The organism is Pandoraea iniqua (assembly GCF_902459685.1).
In the GTDB taxonomy this organism is placed as follows: domain Bacteria; phylum Pseudomonadota; class Gammaproteobacteria; order Burkholderiales; family Burkholderiaceae; genus Pandoraea; species Pandoraea iniqua.
In genome coordinates this window covers 254,874-276,776 of sequence record NZ_CABPSF010000002.1, presented here as the reverse complement: position 1 = coordinate 276,776, position 21,903 = coordinate 254,874, and the positions used below count along the sequence as shown (strand labels likewise).

Here is a 21,903-nt window from a genome sequence, read left to right as displayed (position 1 = left end):
CGATCCGCCTTACTTGACGATGGTGACACCGCCATCGATGACGCCGTAGGCTTCCACCTTGCCCGTGCCGCTGCCGCTGCGGGCCGACGAACTCGAATCGCCCGCACCACTGCCGGTATTGGCGCAAGCGCCAAGCATGACCGTCAGCGCCACCATCAGCGCACTCACTATCCCGAAATTTCGTTTCACGTCTTCTGACTCCTTGGCTCGCCCCGGCTTGGATACCGGGCAGGTTACGCATCATTCGACCGCAACCCGGTGACGTCAGTTCGCCACGCGGGCATCTTACGCTGTCTGTCGTCACGCCGAAGCCCCTGCGCCGCCCCGCCTTGCAGCGTCGCGGCAACACGTCGACAATGGCGGGGCTTTGTCGTCCTCACGGCCGACGCGCCACCCCGCTCTGCGCCCCTTCAACCCTTTCCGCCTCGCACCGCCGGTCAATGTCGCTCACTCTTCAGGCTCTCCCCCGTCACCGCGCCCGCCAAGCTGCCGCTGTTTTGTCGATGGTGCTTTCGACCGCCGTCTTGACGCTCGGCTTCGCCACGAGCGCGCATGCCGCGCTCTCCGTCAAAGACGACACCGGCGCCACCGTCACGCTGGCGGCGCCTGCACAACGCATCGTGAGTCTTGCACCGCACGCAACCGAGTTGTTGTTCGCTGCCGGTGCGGGCGACCGCGTGGTCGGTGCCGTGGCGTACTCAGATTACCCCGAAGCGGCCAAACACATCACACGCGTGGGTGACAATAGCGCCCTCGATCTCGAGCGCATTCTCGCGCTCAAGCCAGACCTGCTGGTGGTGTGGATGCATGGCAATTCGCAGCGGCAAGTCGAAGCGCTGCGTCAGTTGAAATTGCCGGTGTTCTATTCGGAACCCAAGCACCTGACCGACTTGCCCGATGCCATCGAGCGTCTGGGGGCGCTCACCGGCACGCCGGCGAAAGCACAGGCGGCCGCCAACGCGTTCCGTGCGCGGTACGAGGCGCTGCGCACGCAATACTCGTCACGCGCGCCGGTGTCGGTGTTCTATCAGGTATGGACGCAGCCGCTGATGACGCTCAACGGCACGCATATGGTGAGCGACGTGATCCGCCTGTGCGGCGGCGTCAACATCTTCGCCGACGAGCCCGCGCTGGTGCCGCGCGTGTCGATCGAGGCGGTGCTCGCCAAACGGCCGGAGGCGATGTTCACGGCCACGCCCGGTGCGACGAAGTCGGACAAGCCGCTCGCGACACTCGACAGCTGGCGCAAGTGGACGCAGTTACCTGCCGTGGCGAACAACAATCTCTTCGGTATCGACGGCGATCTGATCAACCGCCCCGGTCCGCGCATTCTCGACGGGGCGCGCACGATGTGCGAAGACCTCGACATTGCGCGTCAGCGACGCACGCAGGCGCGTGCGCAGTAATCGGTCAGGTGTTCCAACGAATCAGCCGTGCTTGTCCGTCGTCGCTGACGTGCAGCTCGCACGCGGCACCGAAACCGAGCGCCCACGACAGGCACGCCGTTGTCGGCAGGCGTAGCGCTGTCGCCGTGTGCAGCCGGATCGGTCCGGCGTGCGTGACGGCGATGTGCACGTCTCGTGCAGGGTTCGCCGTGGTAGCAACCCGCACCGCCCTCGCCCACGCGTCCATGCGCAGCACGACGTGGCGGGCCGACTCGCCACCGGGCGGTGCAAAGCCCGCCACATCGCGCGCCCAGTCATCGAGCTGCGCGCGATCGAGGGTGTCCCAGCGCTGCATTTCCCACTCGCCGAAGTGCATCTCCGACAAGCGGGCATCCTCAGTCACCGGCATATCGAACGATTCGGCAATCACATTCGCTGCGCTGCGGGCGCGTTGCAAAGGGCTGCTATGGACAGCGACGGGCACGCGGCCATCGAGCCATGTCGTGATGTTCTCCCGCATCCCCGCCACACACGCATCGAACTGCGCCGCGTCGACCGGCAGGTCGGTCTGCCCGTAGCAGATGCCCGGGGCAACGTCGGGCGGCGGATGCCGCAGCAGAATCAGATCCATGCGCACACCGTCAGATACAGCGCCAGTTCGCCGATCTGTTGCGCAAAGCCCAACGTGTCACCGGTGTACCCCCCCAGACGCCGGCGCAGATAGCGAATAAACGCAGCCCGCAACACGATCAGCACCACTGCGCCAGTAGCGCCAGCGCGCCAGTCCGGCCAGAACGCCCACGGCAGGCTGCACACCACACCGAACAGCAAACCCTCGAGACTCAGGCGCTGGGCGACCGGCTTCGCCTTACCCTGTGCACGCACGTAGTCGAGCGCGCGCAACAGACTGATGGCCATACAGCGGCTCGCCGCGTGCGCCCCGATCAGCACGATCGAAAAGCCGCCCCAGCCGAAGGCGGTCTGCACGTCGACCAGTGCCTGCCATTTGATGGCCAGCGCCAACCAAAGGGCGACCGCCCCATAGGTGCCGATGCGCGAGTCGTGCATGATCTCCAGCACGCGCTCGCGCTCGAACGCACCGCCGAAGGCATCGACCGAATCGGCGAGGCCGTCTTCATGAAACGCGCCGGTCAGCAGCACGCTGACCGCGAGCCCCAGTGCAATCGCCAGACGCGGCGACCAGAGCATGCCCATCGCCACCGTCAACAACGCCACCAGCACGCCGACGAACACCCCGACCATCGGGAAGTAACGTGTCGCCGCGTTCAATTGCGCGGGCGAATAGCCTACCCATGAAGGGATCGGCACACGCGTGAAATAGCCGAGCGCCGTCAGGAAAAGCCGAAGTTGCTGCTTGCCCCATCCGTCATGAGCATCCGGGCCGGGCACTGCCGGCACGACCGCATGCGACGCCGTCGTCTCGCCGGGGAGCGGTGCGGTGTTTTCGTCGGACGGATCGGGGTGCGATGTTGTCATGTCGTCATGCTGCCGGTGTGTCGCGATCGCTCACGCCTGCGCCCTCGAATGTGGCCATCTCGCGCAAGAACGCCGCGGCGGCCTGAATCAGCGGCATGGCCAGCGCCGCGCCGGTGCCTTCGCCCAGTCGCAGCCCCAGATGCAGCAGCGGCCGCGCACCCAATGCGTCGAGCATGGCGCGATGACCGGCCTCGTCCGACGCGTGCGCGAAGATGCAGTAGTCGAGGACGGCCGGGGCGAGACGCGCCGCAACGAGCAACGCCGACGTGCTGATGAAACCGTCGACCACAACGACGAGGCCCAGCTTGGCTGCCGCCAGATACGCGCCGGTCATCATCGCGATTTCGAACCCGCCGAACGTTGCCAGCACGTCGAGCGGATCGACTTCACCGTTCACCGGATGGGCGTCGAGTGCCTGCGCGAGCACTGCGGTCTTGCGCGCCAGTCCTGCGTCGTCCACGCCCGTGCCACGCCCCACGCAGGCGGCGAGCGGCAAGCCCGTCAGACGCTGCATCACACACGCCGCTGCCGACGTGTTGCCGATGCCCATCTCGCCGAAGCCGATCATGCGCGTGCCGCGCTGCGCATGGGCGACCACGCGGGCGGCGCCGGCAGCGAGCGCCGCCTCAAGCTGCTCGCGCGACATGGCCGCGCGTTCGAGAAAGTTCTGCGTGCCGCGCGCGACGGGGATATCCACCAGCGAGGCATGCGCCGGGAATTCGGCCGCCACGCCTGCGTTGATCACTTCCATCTCGATCTGATTGGCGCGGCAGAACACGTTGATCGCGGCACCACCGCGCAGAAAGTTGAGCACCATCTGCGCCGTGACCGCCTGCGGATACGGGCTCACGCCCGACGCCACGATGCCGTGATCGCCCGCGAACACCAGCATGGCCGGGCGGGCGAGATCAGGCGTCACGCTCTGCTGAATGCGGCCGATTTGCAGCGCGATGCGCTCGAGTGCGCCAAGGCTGCCGGGCGGCTTCGTCTTGATGTCGATGGCGTGTTGCAACGCGGCGTCCATGGCGGCGGACGGCGCGGCAACTTCGAACAATTCGGCCAGCAGCGGGCTGTATGCGGTCATTGCGGACATGCGTGAGACTTCCTGAAACGAAAACGAAAAACGGCGGCGTGCCGGGTGGATCAGTTGCGCCGGTTGGGTCTGGGCGAGCGACGCCGCTTACATTTCCACGCCGGGCTGCGCGCGAATGCCCTGCGCGAAAGCGTGCTTGACCGGCGTCATGTCGGTCACCGTGTCGGCGGCATCGACGAGTGCCTGCGGCGCGCCCCGGCCGGTGATCACGACGTGCTGCATCTCGGGACGCGACTCCAGATCGGCAATCACGGTGTTCACATCGAGATAGCCGAGCTTGAGCGCGATGTTGAGCTCATCGAACAACAGCAGGCCGAACGAAGCGTCAGCCAGCATGCGGCGCGCCTGCTCCCATGCCGCTTCGGCCTTGGCGATGTCGCGCATGCGGTCTTGCGTGTCCCACGTGTAGCCCTCGCCCATCACGTGAAACTCGCACTCCTCCGGAAAACGGCGCAGAAATTTCTCTTCGCCCGTCGGGATCGCGCCCTTGATGAACTGCACCACGCCCGTTTTCATGCCGTGGCCCATGGCACGTACGACCATGCCGAAGCCCGAGCTGGACTTGCCCTTGCCGTTGCCGGTGGTGATGACGAGCACGCCGCAATCGTGTTGCGCCTGCGCAATCTTGCCGTCGATCAGCGCCTTCTTGCGCACCATGCGGGCACGATGGCGCTCGTTGCGGGCTTCGTCGGCGTTGCTGCCGTCGGAGGTGGCGTTGGGATCGGGTTGCGGCGTTTCGGTCGTCATGAACAGCACCTGTAAAAACGGGAAAAACTGTGACCACGGGCGCGTGGCGCGATGCCACGCACGGAAATCGTGAGAAAAGCCAGCGCCTTAGCCACGGCGGGCGGGCACGAGTGCCTCGTCCTCGCCGTCGCGAATGAGGCGCAGCGGGTAACCGAATGCGTCGCTGCAATATTCGGCCGTGAGTACGTCGCGCACCGGTCCGGCGCGCCATGCCCCCCGCCCGTCGAGCAACAACGCATGGGTGGCGAAGCGGCGGGCGAGATTCAGATCGTGGCAGGAAAAGACCACGGCGGCATCGTCACGTGCCGCGTGTTCGGCGAGACGTTCGAGGGCATCCATCTGGTGGTGCAGATCGAGATGCGAGATCGGTTCGTCGAGCAATAGCAACGGCGTCGCCTGCGCGAGAACCGCCGCCAGCGACACGCGCTGACGCTCACCGCCCGAGAGCGTGGTGACGTCGCGCTGCGCAAACGATTCGAGCCCGACCTGCGCCAGTGCGTCGAGTGCGGCGGCGATGTCGTCGTCCGATTCCCACGCGCCCCAACGGCCCTGCGCCAGATACGGATGCCGGCCCGCGAGTACGACTTCGAGCGCCGTCGCGCCAAACGCATCGCGCGTCTGCTGCGGCATGAGCGCGCGCACCTTCGCGAGTGCGCCGACGCGCCACTGCGCGAGTGGTTTGCCCGCAATATCGACACGGCCGGAGGCGGCAATGGCGTCGTCGCGATGCGGGGTTTCGTCGATGCTGCGCAAGCCCGCGAGCGTGCTGAGCAACGTGGTCTTACCCGCGCCGTTCGGCCCAGCAAGGCACCAGCATTCCCCCGGGGAAACGGCAAAATCGAGCCAGTCCACGAGCACTCGCTCACCTGCGCGTAATGTCAGCGCGTGCGTGTGAAGCAGCGGGGTCTGTGCCTTTACCGGATTCGGGGCGGTCATCGAATCACCCGTCGCGAGAGCAACCAGAGGAACAGCGGCACACCGATGATCGCGGTTATTACGCCGACCGGCAGTTGCGTCGGCGCGATGACGGTGCGTGCGACCAGATCGGCGACCATCAACAGCACGCCACCGGCCAATGCCGCCGCGGGCAGCAGCATGCGCTGATCGTTACCGAAACGCAGTCGCAGAATATGCGGCACGACGAGGCCGACAAAACCGATGCTGCCGGCGGTGGTCACCGCCACCGCGGTGGCCAGCGACGCCGCCAGATAGATGCGTGCGCGCAGCGGCCCGACCGCCACGCCGACGGCCTGCGCCACGGCTTCGCCGCGCAGCAGCACGTTCAGCCGATGGGCTACGGGGCAGACGATGAGCAGCGTTGCGCCCAGTGCCAGCAGCGGCAACGTGGCACGGTCGACACCATTGAGATCGCCAGTGAGCCAGAACAGCATGCCGCGCAGGCTGGCGTCGGGGGCCAACGTGAGAATCAGCATGGCGAGCGCGCCGAAACCGGCGGCCATCATCACCCCGGTGAGCAGCAGGCGAGCGCTGCTGTCTTGTTCACCGGGACGGAAAAAGCTGCGATGCGAGAGCGCCATCACGAGCGCAATGGCCGCCAGTGCACCGAAGAACGCGCTTGTCTGCACCCAGAAGAACGGCAGCATCAGCGCGAGCGAAGCCAGTGCGGCAACCGCTGCACCGCCGGAAATGCCAAGCACGTAGGGATCGGCCAGCGGATTACGCAGCAGCGTCTGCATGAGCGTGCCCGACACGGCGAGCAAGCCGCCGCAGGCAAAGGCAGCCAGCGCACGCGGCAGGCGCAGGCGCCAGACCACGTCGCCGGCCAGCCCGACGTCGTGGCCGAGGATCAGACCACCGATCTCACGTAGCGAGACCGGCACACTGCCCAGCATGAGCGACGCGACGAGCACCGCCAGCGCGAGGCTGGCGAGTGCCGTCCAGATGGCGAGTGCGCGGCGCAGCGTCATGCCGCTACGCCCCGCGATGCCGGTGCGTCAGAACTGCTTCCAGCCGAGCGTGACGTAAATCGCGCGCCCGATCGTGTTGTAGGCATAAACCGTCTGGTAGTTTTTGTTGAAGACGTTATCCAGATGCGCCGAGACGTACCAGGATTTGTCGATATCGTAACGCGCTTGCAGGTTCACGAGCGTGTACGCGCCGAGATGCTGGCCACCGCTGTCGTAGCGCTCGCCACTGTAGAACACATCGCCGCCGACGGTGAACTTGTCGAAACGCTTGGACAGGCCGACCGAGCCGAACTGCTTGGCACGGCGAGCGAGTTGCTTGTCGGCATCCAGATCGGTCGGGTTCTGACGCGTGAACGAGGCCCGCACATCGACGCCGAAAAGCGGACGGCCGGTGTACGTCAGCTCAAGCCCTTCGACACGCGCCTTGGCCACGTTCGAGGCCGTGTACGGGAACACCGTCAGGCCCTGAATCAGGTTCGTGTACTTGGTCTGAAAGCCGGTCAGCTTGACCAGACCCAGACGTTCGCCGCCGTTGAACTGCACGCCGAGTTCCTTCGAGATCGAACGCTCGGGTTGCAGGTTCGGGTTGCCGTAGCCCGGGTAGAACAGGTCGTTGAAGGTCGGTGCGCGGAAGCCGTCCGACGCGTTGGCCATCAGCTTCCATTGCTGCGTCAGGTTGTAGCCGTAGCCGACCCAGTAGCTGTTGGCGCCGCCAAAGTCGGAGTACACGTCGCGACGCACGTTGGCCTGCACCTGATGCTTGCCGAAGGTGCCTTCGTAGCCGAGGTAGCCCGAATCGACGTGACGGTTGTTACGGCCGTAGTTGGTGCTGCTCTCGACGGTCTGCTCCAGACGGGTGTAGCCGGCGATGAGCTTCTGGTCGGGCATGAAGGCGTATTCGTTACCCCAGTCGATCTGATTGCTCGACGTGTGGAAGTTGCCGTTGCCCTTGCCGTTCAGGTAGTTGTAGCTGTAATCGTCGCCCTGCGTGACCGAGAAGCGCGTGCTCCACTTGTCGGTGACGTTACCCTTCGCGTAGCCCGTGATCTGACGCACGCGCGCGTCGGTGTCGTTCAGGTCGGTGGGCTTGCCGTAGGCGTTGTCGTAGCTGCTGCTGCCGTCGCTCTGGAACAGGCGCGCGCCCACTTCCCACGTGTCGCCGAGCTTTTGCGAGATCGACGCGCTCACGCTCGTGTTGTCGTCGCCGTTTCGGTTCGGGTTCACATTCTTCGGATAGAAGCGCGGGTCGATGGCCGAGATGCCATTCGTGTGGAAGCGCGACACATCCAGCGAGAAGTTGGTCTTGCCGTCGTTGAACGAGCCCGCAATGCCGGCGTTGGCTTGCGTGGTGTTGTTCGTGCCGTAACCTATTTCCGCGTAGGCACGCGGCGGGCCGCCGTCGCCTTTACGGGTAAAGATCTGAATCACGCCGCCCACAGCCTGCGACCCGTAGAGCGCCGAAACATTGCCGCGCACGATTTCGATGTGGTCAATTTGCGACACCGGAATCTGTGCAATGTTGGTCGTGCCCGTGGTGGCCGAGTTGACCGGCACGCCGTCGATGAGCACGAGCGAGGCGTTCGATGCCGCGCCGCGCATGAAAATGCTGGCCGACGTGCCGAAGCCGCCGTTCTGCACGATTTCTACGCCGGCCTGACCGCGCAGCAGCGTCGGCAGGTCCTGCGCCTGACTTTGTTCGATGTCTTCGCGCGTGATCACCGAAGTGGCGGCGAGCGTGTCGGCCAGCTTCTGCTCGGTGCGCGACGCCGTGACGACCGTCGTCTTGAGCTGTGCGGCCGTGGTGTTGTCGCTGGCCGCATTGGCTGCGATGGTGACGGGCGCGGCCGGTGCTGCGGTGGCTTCAGCCGAAGCCGCCCCAGTGGCTGGCGTGGCCGACTGGGCGTGCACGGCAAAGCTCAGCGAGGCGGCGAGCGAGGCGCAAACAAGGGCGACGGTGCGCGGGGCAGGAACAAAGGCAGGCGCGTGCGGCGCCATAGCGCGAACGTGGGAGCGCATGATCTGGTGTGACTTCCGTAGTTTTCTTTTTTGCCTTGACCCGTTCCCCCGCGGGTCGTCAGCGCACGGGGAGCGCCGGCGACAGGTCACGGATGCAAGTCGGATGGAATCGCATCGACACATGAAAACGACGGCGAGCCGCCAGCGGCAGCGCCGGGCGGCATAGTTTTTCCCCACTCGCTCGGCCGGTATCCGGGCTGGTCATCGTCACGCCTGACCGGCCTTCCCACAAGCGAAACACTTGCAGTGGCGATTGAGGCGAAGCGTGTTTTCGGAAACCTTTATGGCCGAAATGATGACTTACCGTTGCGGGGGCAGCACAGGTTGGCCAGCCCGTGTGGGGGCGCGGCTCCCTGTTTCCCGTTTAACTGCGCATGCCGGGGGGCGTGCGCGAGCACCGAAGCGCCGCAAGTGTAGGGGTCAATCGGACGAGCGTCAATGCTCGTTCATCGGGCATTGGCCGCCGATTCCGTTAGAATGTAGGGCAATTAAGAGGACGCAGCCCGATGCTCACCGATCTCGACAATCTCACTGACAAAATCGAACAGTTGGTTGTGATAAGCCAACGTTTTCATCAACACAATCAGGCACTGCTAAGTGAGCTTGAGCGCACACGCGCCGAATGCGACGATACCCGCGCCGCGATTGAACAATTACGCGCCGAGCGCGACGCCCTGCGTTTGCAGCGCGATCAGCTCGCCGCCAAGATCGACGAGGCACAGGTTCGCCTGAATGCCATTCTGGAAAAGCTTCCGTCGCAAAACCCTGCTGAGGGTCAGATGGATCTGCTCGGTACCCCCGGTGGAGAACACGCATGACGATCAAGCAGCTCGAAGTTCATATTCTGGAACAGTCGTACCGTCTCGCGTGCCCGCCGGAACACGAGGCCGATCTGCTCTCCGCCGTGTCGCGCGTCGATGCCGAAATGAGCAAGGTTCGTGCACAAAGCAGCGTGCGCGGCACCGACCGGATTGCCGTCATGGCAGCGTTGAGCCTGGCATCCGAATTGCTTGCACTGGAAAAAAGTATTGCTGCTGGACAATCTTTCCCCGCTGAAGAAATTCAGAGTAGAATGCAACGCATGAACGATCGATTGAGCGCTGTGATCGACCAGTATCAAAGCTGAGTCAACGTAGAAATTCACAGGCTGTCGCGCGATTCAAAAGGTTAGTTTTCCCTGCCTGGTTTGCGAAAGTCATAGATTCCTTGAACCAATGCTTTTTGCAGGTTGCGGAAGTTTGTAGTGCTGGCGTGAGCGTCACTCTGTCTGATGAACCCAAAGCGCTACTAACCGCGACCACCTTGAACCTCCCGGTTCAGGATGCCGGCTTAGCGGCTGTGGCGGGGACCCAATACACGGCACTGCGTTCGCGCAGTGCCGTTTTTTTTCGCTCGATGATTGTCGTGCGATGACTGTGTCGTGCGATGACGGCAAAAAGAAAGGCGGCCCGCAGGCCGCCTTTTTTATCGCTCGCTACTAGCGCCAGCGTTACGCGTCAGAACTGCGCTTCGCTCAGCGACAGCGCCGAATCCGCGCCCTCGGTGATCGACTGTGCGAGACCCGGTGCTTGCGTCAGGATGTGGTCGGCAAAGAAACGTGCGGTGCCGATCTTGGCATCGTAGAACGCCGGATCTTCCTCACGACGCGCCTGCGCTGCCAGCAACGCGCGGCCCATCTGCCAGCCACCCAGCACGATCCCCGCCAGCTTCAGGTACGGCACGCTGCCGGCAAACACGGCATTCGCGTTGTCTTGCGTGTTCGCGATGACGTAATCGACCACAATCGACAACGCTTCGCGGCCCTTGGCCAGACGCTCGGCCACGCTCGTCGCCACGCCGCCTGCGGCACGCAATTCGTTTTCGGTCGCCGCCACCTGCTCGAACAGTGTGCGCGCCACGGCGCCCCCGTCACGCAGCGTCTTGCGGCCGATCAGGTCGTTGGCCTGAATGGCCGTGGTGCCTTCGTAAATCGGCAGAATCCGCGCGTCGCGGTAGTACTGTGCAGCACCCGTTTCTTCGATGAAGCCCATGCCGCCATGCACCTGCACGCCGAGGCTCGTGACGTCGAGCGACATCTCCGTGCTCCAGCCCTTCACGATCGGCACCAGAAACTCGTAGACGGCCTGTGCGCGCTTACGCTCACCCGCATCGGCGGCGTTGTGGCCGATATCGGCCTGTGCGGCCGCGACATACGCCAGCGCACGCGCCCCTTCGGTGAGCGCGCGCATCGTCATGAGCATGCGCTTCACATCCGGGTGATGAATGATCGCGACCGCGTCGCGCGACGACCCGTCGACCGGACGGCTCTGCAAACGATCACGCGCATACGCCACGGCATGCTGATAGGCGCGCTCTGCGACCGCGACCCCTTGCATACCCACGGCGAAACGCGCGGCGTTCATCATGATGAACATGTACTCGAGGCCGCGATTCTCTTCGCCGATCAGGTAACCCGTTGCGCCGCCGTTGTCGCCGAATTGCAGCACGGCGGTCGGGCTCGCCTTGATGCCGAGCTTGTGTTCGATCGACACGCAGTGCACGTCGTTACGCGCGCCGAGCTTGCCCTCGGCATCGACGTTGAACTTCGGCACGATGAACAGCGAGATGCCCTTCACGCCCGGCGGCGCATCGGGCGTGCGGGCGAGCACGAGGTGCACGATGTTCTCGGCCATGTCGTGTTCGCCGAACGTGATGAAGATCTTCGTGCCGAAAATCTTGTACGTGCCGTCGCCTGCGCGGTCGGCACGCGTACGCACCAATGCGAGATCCGAGCCCGCCTGCGGCTCGGTCAGGTTCATCGTGCCGGTCCATTCGCCGGAGAGCAGCTTGGGCACATAGAGCGCGCGTTGTGCGTCGCTGCCGGCCGTGAGCAGCGCTTCGACAGCGCCGTCGGTCAGCAACGGGCACAGGGCGAACGACAGGTTCGCCGCATTGAGCATTTCGGTGCAGGGCGTGGCCACCAGTTTCGGCAGGCCTTGACCGCCGAATTCCTGCGGGTGCAGCACGCCTTGCCAACCGGCTTCGGAGAATTGTTTGAAGGCTTCCTTGAAACCCGGCGTCGTCGTGACGACACCATCTTTCCACGTGCTCGGCTGCTGATCGCCGATCACGTTCAGCGGGGCAAGCACTTCCTGATTAAAACGTGCGGCTTCTTCGAGCACGGCCTGCGCGAGTTCGGGCGAGGCATCCTCATAGCCCGGCAACGCGGCAATGCTCGACAGGTCCGCCAGCTCGTTCATCACGAACTGCATGTCCTTGATCGGGGCCTGATAACTCATGTCGTTCCTCCAGGGGATTCCGTTTGCCTGCGGATGGTGGCGAATGCCGGGATTCTTATTTTTTTATTGTCTTGTGTCTGACCGATTCAGATGAGGACGCACCGGGTTGCCTGCCTCCTCATGTGAATCGGCTGCGAAGCCAGTCTCTCGACTCACTCCGCAGCGCGATTTCGTTACAGCGTTCGTGCTTACAGCGCGCTCACCAGTTCCGGCACGACGGTGAACAGATCACCCACCAGACCGTAATCCGCCACCGAGAAAATCGGCGCTTCCGGATCCTTGTTGATCGCCACGATCACCTTCGAATCCTTCATCCCGGCCAAGTGCTGAATCGCGCCCGAGATGCCCACCGCAACGTACAACTGCGGTGCCACAATCTTGCCCGTCTGTCCGACCTGATAGTCGTTGGGCACATAGCCGGCGTCCACTGCCGCACGCGAGGCGCCCAGTGCCGCACCCAGCTTGTCGGCCAGCGGCTCCAGCACCTTCGTGTAGTTCTCGCCCGAGCCCAGACCACGGCCACCCGAGACGATGATCTTCGCGCTCGTGAGTTCCGGACGGTCCAGCTTCGTCACTTCACGGCCCACGAACTGCGACAGACCGGCGTCCGGCGTGGCGGCGATGCTCTCAACTGCGGCGCTGCCACCGGTCGCGGCTGCCGGGTCGAAGCCCGTCGAGCGCACCGTGATCACCTTCACCTTGTCGGCACTCTGCACCGTCGCAATCGCGTTACCGGCGTAGATCGGGCGCTCGAACGTGTCGGCGCTGTCGACCTTCGTGATATCCGAGATTTGGGCGACGTCGAGCAGTGCGGCCACGCGCGGGGCGATGTTCTTGCCGTAGGCGGTCGCCGTTGCCAAGATGTGCGAATAGTTACCTGCGATCGACACCACCTCGTCGGCGATGTTTTCTGCCAAACCGTCGGCGAAGTACGGCGCATCAGCGAGCAGCACCTTTTTCACGCCAGCGATTTGCGCGGCAGCGTCAGCGGCGGCCTTGGCATTGCTGCCGGCCACCAGCACGTGCACGTCGTCACCGCATTGCAGGGCGGCAGCGACCGTGTTCAGCGTTGCCGCTTTGATCGATTGGTTGTCGTGTTCTGCGATTACCAGAATGCTCATCTCGTCGTCTCCTTACAGGACCTTGGCTTCGGTCTTCAGTTTGTCGACGAGCGTTGCCACGTCCGCCACCTTCACCCCTGCGCTGCGCTTGGGCGGCTCGGCCACCTTCAGCGTCTTCAGACGCGGCGCCACATCCACGCCCAGATCGGCAGGCTTCACCGTCTCGAGCGGCTTCTTCTTCGCCTTCATGATGTTGGGCAGCGTCACATAGCGCGGCTCATTCAGGCGCAAGTCGGTCGTGATGACTGCCGGCAGCGACAGCGAGATCGTTTCCAGACCGCCATCCACTTCACGCGTGACTTGTGCGCGGTTGTCCGCCACCGTCACCTTCGAAGCGAACGTCGCCTGCGGCAGCTTTGCGAGTGCTGCGAGCATCTGGCCGGTTTGGTTCGAGTCGTCGTCGATGGCCTGCTTGCCCAGAATCACCAGTTGCGGCTGCTCTTTGTCGACCACGGCCTTGAGCAACTTGGCCACGGCCAGCGGTTGCAGTTCTTCATCCGATTCGATCAGGATCGCGCGATCCGCACCGATGGCCAGCGCCGTGCGCAGCGTCTCTTGCGATTGCGCCACGCCTGCGGACACCGCAATCACTTCCGTCGCCACGCCCGCTTCCTTCAGACGCACCGCCTCTTCCACCGCGATTTCGTCGAACGGATTCATCGACATCTTCACGTTCGCGATGTCGACGCCACTGCCATCGCTCTTCACGCGAACCTTTACGTTGTAATCCACTACCCGTTTGACCGGTACAAGGATCTTCATGAACTCGCTCCAAAGTTACGTTTACGTCAATCCGCTGCCATTATAACCACAGGGTTGCTGACGCATTTATTGCATATTTATGGCATTTTGTGGCAATTGTTCGATGCGCCCTTCGGCGATGCCACGCATGCGCGATCCTCGCGATAGCGGTGCCGGAACCGCGACGGCACTTGCCGATACGCCATCACTGCCCCGAACGATCGTGCTATTTTTATGCAAATCGTGACGCTCAACCAGTGTCTTCGTGGTGCATTTCCTCTAGAGAAATCCACCCGTCGTACAGGCGCCTATGATCGAATGGCGCACCCGGAATTCAGACCGTCACACGTATGACGGCCCGCTGCGGATCAATTCGAAATTCGGTGACAAGCGCCCTGCCACCGGGCGAGGAGGAAGACATGACCACGCATTCGGAATCGCGTCTGAAGGCCAGCGACGGCCTCGAGTTGCACGTGCAGAGCTGGCGGCCCGACAACATCGGCACCGCGGCCAACACGGGCACGCCGCTGCGCGCGGTGGTTGCCATCGTGCACGGCATGGGCGAACACGGCGGGCGCTACGCGCGGCTCGCCGAGCACTTCGCCTCGCATCAGATCGCTACCATCACGTACGACCTGCGCGGACACGGCCGCTCGGCCGGGGCCCGCGTCTTCGTCAATCACTTCGACGAGTATCTCGACGACACCGAGATCTTCCTCACCCACGTGCGCCACACGTTCGGACAAGTGCCACTGTTCGTGCTCGGCCACAGCATGGGCGGCGCGATTGCCGCGCTCTACACGATCACGCGGGCGCCCGCCCACGTGCGCGGGCTGATTCTGAGCAGCCCTGCCCTCGCACCGGGCGAGCCGGTCGCCCCATGGCTCGCCAAGGCCGGGCGCTGGGTGTCGCGCTGGCTGCCGAAGGTGCCGGTCTTCAAGATCGATCCGGCGATGATTTCGCGCGACAAGGCGGTGGTCGACGCCGCCAAGCAAGACCCGTTGAACGCGTATCAAGGCACACCGGCGCGCACCGCCGCTGAGTTGCTCGACGCGATGGCGCGCATTCACGCGAACGCCGATGCCCTCCATCTGCCGTTGTACGTCTTTCACGGCACTGCGGACAAACTCACCGCACCGTGGGCCAGCGAGCAGTTTCATGACAACGCGGGCTCGCAGGACAAGACGCTGCATCTCTACAAGGGCCACTTTCACGAGACGCTCAACGATCTCGACCGCGAGAAGGTCATTGGCGACCTCACGCAGTGGATGTTGCAGCATCTGCCGGTCGCGAAGACGCCCGAGCCGGCACACGACAGCGCTTGAGGCCGCTCGCCCTGCGATCCCAACACGGTAGCAGGGTCTCATCCCGATAGGCCGCGGTGCGCGTTACACTGGGTTCGTACGTATTCGCGAGGAGCCCCGGCATGCAAGCGCAGACGAAATACTCGCCGCAAACCGTCACCGGCGTGCACTTCTGGACGCCGACGATCTTCAGCATCAAGACCACACGGCCGCCCGGCTTGCAATTTGCACCCGGGCAGTTCGTTCGGCTCGGCCTGCCCGGTGACGACGGACAACTGATCTGGCGCGCGTATTCCTTCGTGAATTCGCCTGCCGAAGATACGTTGGAGTTCTACGTAATCACGATTCCCGAGGGGCTGCTGACGCCACGCATGGCCAAGCTCAAGGTCGGCGACGAGATGTTCGTCGACCACACCGCTTACGGGTTTCTCACACTCGATCGATTCACCGGCGGCGATGACCTCTGGCTGCTTGCCACGGGCACGGGCCTTGCGCCGTTCGTATCGATACTGCGCGATCCGGCTGTGTGGCAGCGCTTTCAGAAGATCTACGTGGTGCACAGCGTGCGCTGGGAGCGCGACCTCGCCTATTACGAGGAACTGCGTCACTTCTCACATCCCGATGTCGATCCGGCGTTGGTCGAAAAACTCCACTTCGGTGTTTGCGTGACGCGCGAGCAGACGCCCGGCGCGCTCTATGGCCGCATCACGTCATTGCTCGAATCGGGGGAACTGGAAACATCGATGGGCGCGACGCTCGACCCCGCCACGTCGCGCATCATGGTGTGCGGCAATCCGGACATGGTGAAGGAACTACGCGCGTGGTTCACGGGCAATGGTTACGCGGTGAGCCGCACGGCAACGCCGGGGCCGCTGGTGCTGGAGAAGCAGTGGTGAATCCGCGATGGCGATAACGCCGTCGACGGCTATGGCTATGGCTATGACTTCGCCCAATCGGGTGCGCGTTTTTCGATAAAGGCCTGTACGCCTTCGAGCGCGCAGTCGTCCATCATGTTGCACGCCATCGTCTGACCCGCCATCTGGTAGGCCGCTTCGATGCCCGTCTCCAACTGCCGGTAGAACAGACCCTTGCCGGCGGCGACCGCTGCGGCAGGCTTCGCGAGTATCGAAGCGCAGAGCGCCGCCACTTCCGCGTCGAGCCGCTCCATCGGCACCACGCGATTAATGAGGCCGCGTTCACGCGCGGTGTCGGCGTCGATGAAATCGCCCGTCAACAGCATCTCCATCGCCTGCTTGCGTGACAGATTGCGCGAGAGCGCCACACCCGGCGTTGCGCAGAACAACCCCACGTTAATGCCGGACACCGCGAAGCGTGCCGCCGAGGCTGCCACCGCCAGATCGCACATTGCCACCAACTGACAACCGGCCGCCGTCGCAATGCCGTGCACGCGCGCGATAACGGGCTGCGGCATGCGCTGCATGGTCATCATCACGCGGGTGCATTGATTGAAGAGTCGACGGTAGTAGTCGAGCGACGGCTCGGCGCGCATTTCCTTGAGGTCGTGCCCGGCACAGAATGCCGCACCCGCGGCGGCCAGCACGACAACGCGCGCGCTGTCGTCGTTCGCGACGGCATCGAGCGCGTGTTGCAACGCATCGAGCATCGCTTCAGACAAGGCGTTGAACTGGCGCGGACGATTCAACGTGAGCGTCACGACGCCCGCAAGGTCGCCTTCACCGCGCGAGATGAGAACAAGCGATTCGTCGGTGGCGCTCATGATCGTCTCCTGTGCCACGTCATGCCGCGCGGCATCGAATGGGGTGAAGTGCGGGCGCCGCTCGAAAGCCACTAGAAGGCCACTCAAACGTCGGCGAGCACCTTCAGATGCGCAACAACGCTGCGGCCGAGTGCCGAGAGGTTGTAGCCGCCTTCGAGACAACTCACGATGCGCCCCTTCGCGTGACGATCGGCAATGGCCTTCACGCGTTCGGTCATCCACGTGAAGTCCGCTTCGGTCAGCCCGAGGTTACCGAGATCGTCTTCCCGATGCGCATCGAAGCCTGCCGAGAAGAAAATCATTTCGGGACGAAACGCGTCGAGTTGCCCGAGCCAGCCGTAGTCGATGGCCTCACGCGCCGCCATGCCCGATGTCCGCGCCGAGAGCGGGATATTGAGCATGTTCGGTGCAGGGTGATCGGCGCCCGAGAACGGATAGAACGGGTGCTGGAAGATGCCGCACATCAGCACGCGATCGTCGTTGGCGAAAGCCGCTTCGGTGCCGTTGCCGTGGTGCACGTCGAAGTCGACGATAGCCACGCGCGACAGACCGTGCACTTCCAGTGCATGGGCCGCCGCAATCGCCACGTTGTTGAACAGGCAGAAGCCCATGGCGCGCGTCGGCGTCGCGTGATGGCCCGGCGGGCGCACGCTACAGAATGCGTTATCCAGTTCTCCGCGAATGACCGCATCGGTTGCCGCCACCGCAGCGCCTGCCGCACGCGTGGCAGCACGCCACGAATACGGGTTGAGCAAGGTGTCGGGATCGATGGGGAAATAGCCCGTTTCGGGGATATTGTCGCGGATGAAGTCGATGTGATCTTGCGTGTGCACGAGTCGCAGGCTGGACTCGTCGGCCGCCGGCGCTTCACGGCGCTCGAGCAAGCCGTCGATGCGTCCGGCGATCAGTTGATCCTCGATGGCGCGCAGCCGCTCGGGACATTCCGGATGCCACTCGCCCATCTCGTGACGGACGCAATCGGGGTGCGTATAAAACCCGGTAGCCATTCGATGTGTCGCGTTCGTATCGTTATATTGGAACGAGGCGGGGGATACCCGCCGCGCCGTAGTCTCCACGTCCGGTAGCGGCCGGGCAAAGAGCCTGGCGAGCGTGAGCCGGATTGCACTGGTATTCATTGGCAAACACTGGCAAACGCCTGCCTATGGCGGACATCCCCCATGAGCACTGTCAGTGACAGCCCCTAAGGTATCACAGGTGCACTCGGTTATACTGCCAGCAGTCTCTTTCCAGCAGACCCGTGTCAGTTGGCGAGGGCCGTTCGTAGTGCAACATGCGAGACGGCCGGAACCGACACGAATGACCGACGCTCTAGACGTAACCGCTAGACGAAACGCTCACGCGACACCGCCGGCCCACGCCGACGTGTCGCATTCGGACTTCATACAGGCCTGACAGACAGCATGACATCACCGGTACGGATGCAAGACTCTCTCGCGCCGGCGCAATCGCGCCGCGCCCAACGACCGGACAACGGCCGCACCTCCAACTGCACTGCGTACGGCTTGCAGCAATTCACGCGGCCTGTGCGCGCATTGAGCGCTACACTCAGCGCCACGCTAGGCACGACGTTCACCACAACACTCAGCGCTGCGCTATGCGTCGGCGTGTTTGCCGTGACGACGCTGGGTGCGTCCAGTGTGCATGCGCAGACATCGCGCCCCAAGCAAGTCGCACAGCAATCGACGGAATTCGAGGAAGAAGTGGTGCCGCAGCGCTACGCGGCCAACCCCGACGTCGACGCGTTCATCAACGACGTGGTCGCGCGCGACGGTTTCAATCGCGCCGAATTGCAGAAGATTTTCTCGCGTGTGGTGTTCTCGCAGACTGCTGCGCGACTCGCGGCACCGCCCGCCACGCCGGGACAAAAGAACTGGACCAACTACGAGAAACGTTTTCTCGATAACACGCGCATCAACGGCGGCGTGCGGTTCTGGAATCAGAACGCCGACACGCTCGCGCGCGCGGCGAAGCAGTACGGCGTGCCGGAAGAGATCATCGTCGCCATCATCGGCGTCGAGACAATCTATGGCCGCAACATGGGCAACTTCCGCACCATCGATGCGCTCACCACGCTCGCGTTCGATTACCCGCCCGCGCGCAATCGTTCAGAGCGCATGGCACTCTTCCGTAACGAACTCGAGAACTTGTTGCTGTACGCACGCGAGCGCGCGGTCGATCCGTTCAGCATCTATGGCTCGTATGCGGGCGCCATCGGCATTCCGCAATTCATGCCCTCGTCGATCCGCAACTATGCGGTGGACTACACCGGCGACGGCAAGATCAACCTGACGACCGATGTCGCCGATGCCATCGGCAGCGTCGCCAACTTCCTCAAGCAACACGGTTGGCAACCGGGCCAGCCGGTCGTGTGGAACATCGCAAACGACCGGGGCAGTCAGGGGCTGGCGGAAGCCGGTGCCGACGGTCAGCCTGAGCCGCACTGGAAACTCAGCGACTTCATTAAGGCCGGTATGTTGATGAACGAGCCGCGTCTCGATGTGGGCGCGAAACTCGACACCCCGGTGCTGATCGTCGATCTCCCAACGCCGGGTCAGGCGACGCAGTACCGCATGGGGTTGAATAACTTCTACGTGCTCACGCGCTATAACCGCAGCTTCTTCTACGCGATGTCGGTGTATGACCTCGCCGATGCGATCAAGGCGGCACGCGCGCCGTGATGGGACACTCGCCGAAATAGTGGCGTCGTACGGCAGCTTCAAGCACCAATGAAAACGGGACCGCAAGGTCCCGTTTTTTTATTCTCGCGCTGGATACGTGCGCTCACGTCATTACGCGATCACGCGATGGCAGCATCACGCCGGGAACACACCCGTCGACAGATAGCGATCGCCGCGATCGCAGACCACGAACACGATGGTCGCATTCTCGACTTCGTGCGCCAGATTCAGTGCGATCTGGCAAGCACCCGCGGCCGAAATACCGCAGAAAATGCCCTCTTCCGCGGCGAGACGGCGCGCCATGATTTCGGACTCCGCCTGCGTCACCGAAATCGTGCGATCCACGCGAGCGCGATCGAAAATCTTCGGCAGATACGCTTCCGGCCATTTGCGAATGCCCGGAATACGCGAACCTTCCGCCGGCTCGGCACCGATGATCTGCACCGCGTCGTTCTGTTCCTTCAGGTACTGCGACACGCCCATGATCGTGCCCGTGGTGCCCATGGCCGACACGAAGTGCGTGATGCGGCCTTCGGTATCACGCCAGATTTCGGGGCCGGTGCTTTCGTAGTGCGCGAGCGGGTTGTCCGGGTTGGCGAACTGGTCGAGGATGGTGCCCCGGCCATCGCGTTGCATCTGCTCGGCGAGGTCGCGCGCGTATTCCATACCGCCCTTCACCGGGGTCAGGATGATCTCGGCACCATACGCGCCCATGCTCTGGCGACGCTCGATCGACAGGTCTTCCGGCATGATCAGCACCATCTTGTAGCCGCGAATAGCGGCTGCCATGGCCAGCGCAATGCCCGTATTGCCCGAGGTGGCTTCGATCAGCGTGTCGCCCGGTTTGATGCGCCCGCGCTGCTCAGCGCGCTTGATCATCGAGAGCGCCGGACGGTCCTTCACCGAGCCGGCCGGATTGTTGCCTTCGAGCTTGCCGAGAATTACGTTGTTGCGGCGGCGGATTTCGTCGTCGGGCAAACGCACCAGTTGCACCAGCGGCGTATTGCCGATGGTGTCTTCGATAGTCTTATAGGCCATTGCGCTAAGCTTTTTCGGTCGGGAATCGAAACATTCTAATCCACCGGCCATGTCCGCGCTCAGGGTAAGGGTTTAGCGGAAATCGGGCGCGCAGCGCGAAACGCAAAGCAGAAGGCCGATCAGGGCTTGGTATTGCCCGGATCGGCCTTCGGTATTCCTGCCTTGCCCTTGCCCTCGGTTTAGCGAGAACAAGGGCGGGATCACGGCATCACTGCGTTACACCCTTACGCCTTAGGTGCGCTTGCCGCAGCCGGTGCCTTGGACTTCTTCGACTTGGCGGGTTTCGCCGGTGCAGCGTCGGTCGCTGCGCCCGGTGCCGACGCGGCTGACGGTGCGGTTGCTGCGGAAGCCTTCGAGGTCTTCGATTTGCTCGACTTCGTGGCCTTCGTCGCGTCGGCTGCGGGTGCCGCAGCGCCCGCGGCAGACGCCCCTGCCGGTGCGGCGGCGGCGTCCTTGGCCTTCTTCGACTTCGACGACTTGGTCTTGGCCGTCGTGTCGGTCGCGGAGGCGGCGGCCGCGCCCGTTGCTGCCGCTGCCGGAGCCGTCGCGGCGGGGTTCGCCGTCATGGCCGGTCCCGGTGACGTGGACTTCATCGCGGTGCCGGGGGCCGGTACCGGTTGCATGGTCGTCGACGGCGCAGGCTTCATGGTGGTGGCAGGGGCCGGAGCCGCGGGGGCCTGCGCGGTGGCTGGCGCCGGTTTGGCGGGCGCAGTGGGTGCAGCAGGGGCAGGGGCAGGTGCCTGAGCCGCAGGGGTCGCGGGCGCAGCCGCCGGCTTGGTTGCCGCCGCCGGGGCCGCACCGCCGCCCTGTCCGTTGATCGTCATGCCTTCGGTTTGCAGCGTCGAGACCGACTTGGCGCCGAGCCCTTTGACGCGCTTGGCGACATCGGCGGCGTCTTTATAGGGGCCGTGCGCGTTGCGCTCGTCGATGATGGCCTTGGACTTAACCGGGCCGATGCCTTTGAGGGATTCGAGTGTCGCCTGATCGGCGGTGTTGATATCGACGGCGGCCATGGCCAGGCCGCACAGGGCAAAAAAGGTAACAACTGCCAGCAAGAGCTTGCGGAGCATGGTGCAATCCTTTTTGAGACAGTCGGCGACTTGCCGCGTCCAACGTCCGGCGCCATGCGCGACGTTGGGAAAAACGGCGTGGTCCGACGAACCAGACCGGCGATGGCGAGCGGATCGTGACGTCCTCCCGGCCACCTCCTCCCTTTGCTGCCCGTTCCCGTGGTCCCGTTCCCGTGTTTCGGTGTTCCGGTGTTTCGGTCAGGCAGCCCTACGCGCCTTTCTCCACCCTTGCGTAGTCAGAACCCGTC

The 21,903-nt window shown here is 63.8% G+C and carries 21 protein-coding genes, 1 other RNA gene and 1 riboswitch; of the genes, 7 read left to right on the top strand and 15 right to left on the bottom strand.

All coding sequences use genetic code 11. The features are described 5' to 3' along the window. Window positions 1-9: 9 nt before the first annotated feature. Window positions 10-189: a hypothetical protein gene (locus PIN31009_RS07010; protein ID WP_150683620.1), complete on the bottom strand. Its 180-nt coding sequence runs from the start codon at window positions 187-189 to the stop codon at window positions 10-12. Window positions 190-503: 314 nt separating this feature from the next. Here PIN31009_RS07010 and PIN31009_RS07005 point away from each other — a divergent pair, with 314 nt between their 5' ends. Beyond that, a complete protein-coding gene (locus PIN31009_RS07005; RefSeq protein WP_150789776.1) occupies window positions 504-1,406 on the top strand; it encodes a cobalamin-binding protein in 903 nt (300 codons plus the stop codon). A gap of 4 nt (window positions 1,407-1,410) precedes the next feature. Here PIN31009_RS07005 and PIN31009_RS07000 read toward each other — a convergent pair whose 3' ends face one another. The 7 genes from PIN31009_RS07000 to PIN31009_RS06970 form a co-directional block, all read right to left on the bottom strand. Continuing rightward, the gene (locus PIN31009_RS07000; protein ID WP_150789775.1) at window positions 1,411-2,016 is read right to left on the bottom strand and encodes a histidine phosphatase family protein; all 606 of its coding nucleotides are present in this window, start codon (window positions 2,014-2,016) and stop codon (window positions 1,411-1,413) included. Then, window positions 2,007-2,882 carry an adenosylcobinamide-GDP ribazoletransferase gene (locus PIN31009_RS06995; protein ID WP_150789774.1) on the bottom strand — a complete coding sequence of 292 codons (876 nt, stop codon included), beginning with the start codon at window positions 2,880-2,882 and terminating at the stop codon, window positions 2,007-2,009. Before PIN31009_RS06995 ends, PIN31009_RS07000 begins: the two co-directional genes overlap by 10 nt. 4 nt (window positions 2,883-2,886) lie before the next feature. Continuing rightward, on the bottom strand, window positions 2,887-3,975 hold the full coding sequence (gene cobT / locus PIN31009_RS06990; protein ID WP_150789773.1) for a nicotinate-nucleotide--dimethylbenzimidazole phosphoribosyltransferase: 1,089 nt from the start codon (window positions 3,973-3,975) through the stop codon (window positions 2,887-2,889). 87 nt (window positions 3,976-4,062) lie between these two features. Then, window positions 4,063-4,722, bottom strand: coding sequence for a cob(I)yrinic acid a,c-diamide adenosyltransferase (gene cobO / locus PIN31009_RS06985; RefSeq protein ID WP_150789772.1), 660 nt, complete (start codon window positions 4,720-4,722; stop codon window positions 4,063-4,065). An 87-nt stretch (window positions 4,723-4,809) separates the two neighbouring features. Beyond that, window positions 4,810-5,658 carry an ABC transporter ATP-binding protein gene (locus tag PIN31009_RS06980; protein WP_150789771.1) on the bottom strand — a complete coding sequence of 283 codons (849 nt, stop codon included), beginning with the start codon at window positions 5,656-5,658 and terminating at the stop codon, window positions 4,810-4,812. Continuing rightward, window positions 5,655-6,650: a FecCD family ABC transporter permease gene (locus PIN31009_RS06975; RefSeq protein WP_150683614.1), complete on the bottom strand. Its 996-nt coding sequence runs from the start codon at window positions 6,648-6,650 to the stop codon at window positions 5,655-5,657. Before PIN31009_RS06975 ends, PIN31009_RS06980 begins: the two co-directional genes overlap by 4 nt. Window positions 6,651-6,677: 27 nt before the next feature. Further along, window positions 6,678-8,666, bottom strand: coding sequence for a TonB-dependent receptor plug domain-containing protein (locus PIN31009_RS06970; RefSeq protein ID WP_150789770.1), 1,989 nt, complete (start codon window positions 8,664-8,666; stop codon window positions 6,678-6,680). A 166-nt stretch (window positions 8,667-8,832) separates the two neighbouring features. Next, window positions 8,833-9,083, bottom strand: a riboswitch (cobalamin riboswitch). Between the two features lie 89 nt (window positions 9,084-9,172). On the opposite strand from PIN31009_RS06970, the gene PIN31009_RS06965 reads away from it, so the two are divergent. The 3 genes from PIN31009_RS06965 to ssrS all read left to right on the top strand — a co-directional run bounded on the left by PIN31009_RS06965 (window position 9,173) and on the right by ssrS (window position 10,018). Beyond that, window positions 9,173-9,484 carry a hypothetical protein gene (locus tag PIN31009_RS06965; protein WP_058375458.1) on the top strand — a complete coding sequence of 104 codons (312 nt, stop codon included), beginning with the start codon at window positions 9,173-9,175 and terminating at the stop codon, window positions 9,482-9,484. Next, window positions 9,481-9,792 carry a cell division protein ZapA gene (locus tag PIN31009_RS06960; RefSeq protein ID WP_058375459.1) on the top strand — a complete coding sequence of 104 codons (312 nt, stop codon included), beginning with the start codon at window positions 9,481-9,483 and terminating at the stop codon, window positions 9,790-9,792. Before PIN31009_RS06965 ends, PIN31009_RS06960 begins: the two co-directional genes overlap by 4 nt. A gap of 45 nt (window positions 9,793-9,837) precedes the next feature. Continuing rightward, a non-coding RNA gene (ssrS, locus tag PIN31009_RS06955) (6S RNA) lies at window positions 9,838-10,018 on the top strand. A 144-nt stretch (window positions 10,019-10,162) separates the two neighbouring features. Here ssrS and PIN31009_RS06950 read toward each other — a convergent pair. The 3 genes from PIN31009_RS06950 to PIN31009_RS06940 all read right to left on the bottom strand — a co-directional run bounded on the left by PIN31009_RS06950 (window position 10,163) and on the right by PIN31009_RS06940 (window position 13,827). After that, complete coding sequence (locus PIN31009_RS06950; protein WP_150789769.1) at window positions 10,163-11,944, bottom strand: acyl-CoA dehydrogenase; 1,782 nt, start codon at window positions 11,942-11,944, stop codon at window positions 10,163-10,165. Between the two features lie 188 nt (window positions 11,945-12,132). Then, window positions 12,133-13,065, bottom strand: coding sequence for an electron transfer flavoprotein subunit alpha/FixB family protein (locus PIN31009_RS06945; RefSeq protein ID WP_087688460.1), 933 nt, complete (start codon window positions 13,063-13,065; stop codon window positions 12,133-12,135). A 12-nt stretch (window positions 13,066-13,077) separates the two neighbouring features. After that, a complete protein-coding gene (locus tag PIN31009_RS06940; RefSeq protein WP_058375462.1) occupies window positions 13,078-13,827 on the bottom strand; it encodes an electron transfer flavoprotein subunit beta/FixA family protein in 750 nt (249 codons plus the stop codon). Window positions 13,828-14,225: 398 nt separating this feature from the next. On the opposite strand from PIN31009_RS06940, the gene PIN31009_RS06935 reads away from it, so the two are divergent. Next, on the top strand, window positions 14,226-15,131 hold the full coding sequence (locus tag PIN31009_RS06935; RefSeq protein ID WP_174997007.1) for an alpha/beta hydrolase: 906 nt from the start codon (window positions 14,226-14,228) through the stop codon (window positions 15,129-15,131). A gap of 101 nt (window positions 15,132-15,232) precedes the next feature. Next, on the top strand, window positions 15,233-16,006 hold the full coding sequence (locus tag PIN31009_RS06930) for a ferredoxin--NADP reductase (protein WP_150683610.1): 774 nt from the start codon (window positions 15,233-15,235) through the stop codon (window positions 16,004-16,006). A 41-nt stretch (window positions 16,007-16,047) separates the two neighbouring features. Here PIN31009_RS06930 and PIN31009_RS06925 read toward each other — a convergent pair whose 3' ends face one another. Then, the gene (locus PIN31009_RS06925; RefSeq protein ID WP_150789767.1) at window positions 16,048-16,848 is read right to left on the bottom strand and encodes an enoyl-CoA hydratase; all 801 of its coding nucleotides are present in this window, start codon (window positions 16,846-16,848) and stop codon (window positions 16,048-16,050) included. Window positions 16,849-16,931: 83 nt separating this feature from the next. Further along, window positions 16,932-17,855: a histone deacetylase family protein gene (locus tag PIN31009_RS06920; protein WP_150683608.1), complete on the bottom strand. Its 924-nt coding sequence runs from the start codon at window positions 17,853-17,855 to the stop codon at window positions 16,932-16,934. 537 nt (window positions 17,856-18,392) lie between these two features. Between PIN31009_RS06920 and mltB the strand changes: the two genes are divergently transcribed. Further along, entirely contained in the window at window positions 18,393-19,547 is a 1,155-nt protein-coding gene (gene mltB / locus PIN31009_RS06915) for a lytic murein transglycosylase B (RefSeq protein ID WP_343039030.1), read from the top strand. 135 nt (window positions 19,548-19,682) lie between these two features. Here the strand turns inward: mltB and cysM are convergent, their stop codons facing one another. After that, window positions 19,683-20,585, bottom strand: a complete 903-nt coding sequence (gene cysM / locus PIN31009_RS06910) for a cysteine synthase CysM (protein WP_058375468.1) — start codon at window positions 20,583-20,585, stop codon at window positions 19,683-19,685. A gap of 224 nt (window positions 20,586-20,809) precedes the next feature. After that, window positions 20,810-21,655 carry a ComEA family DNA-binding protein gene (locus PIN31009_RS06905; RefSeq protein ID WP_150789766.1) on the bottom strand — a complete coding sequence of 282 codons (846 nt, stop codon included), beginning with the start codon at window positions 21,653-21,655 and terminating at the stop codon, window positions 20,810-20,812. Window positions 21,656-21,903 lie beyond the last annotated feature (248 nt).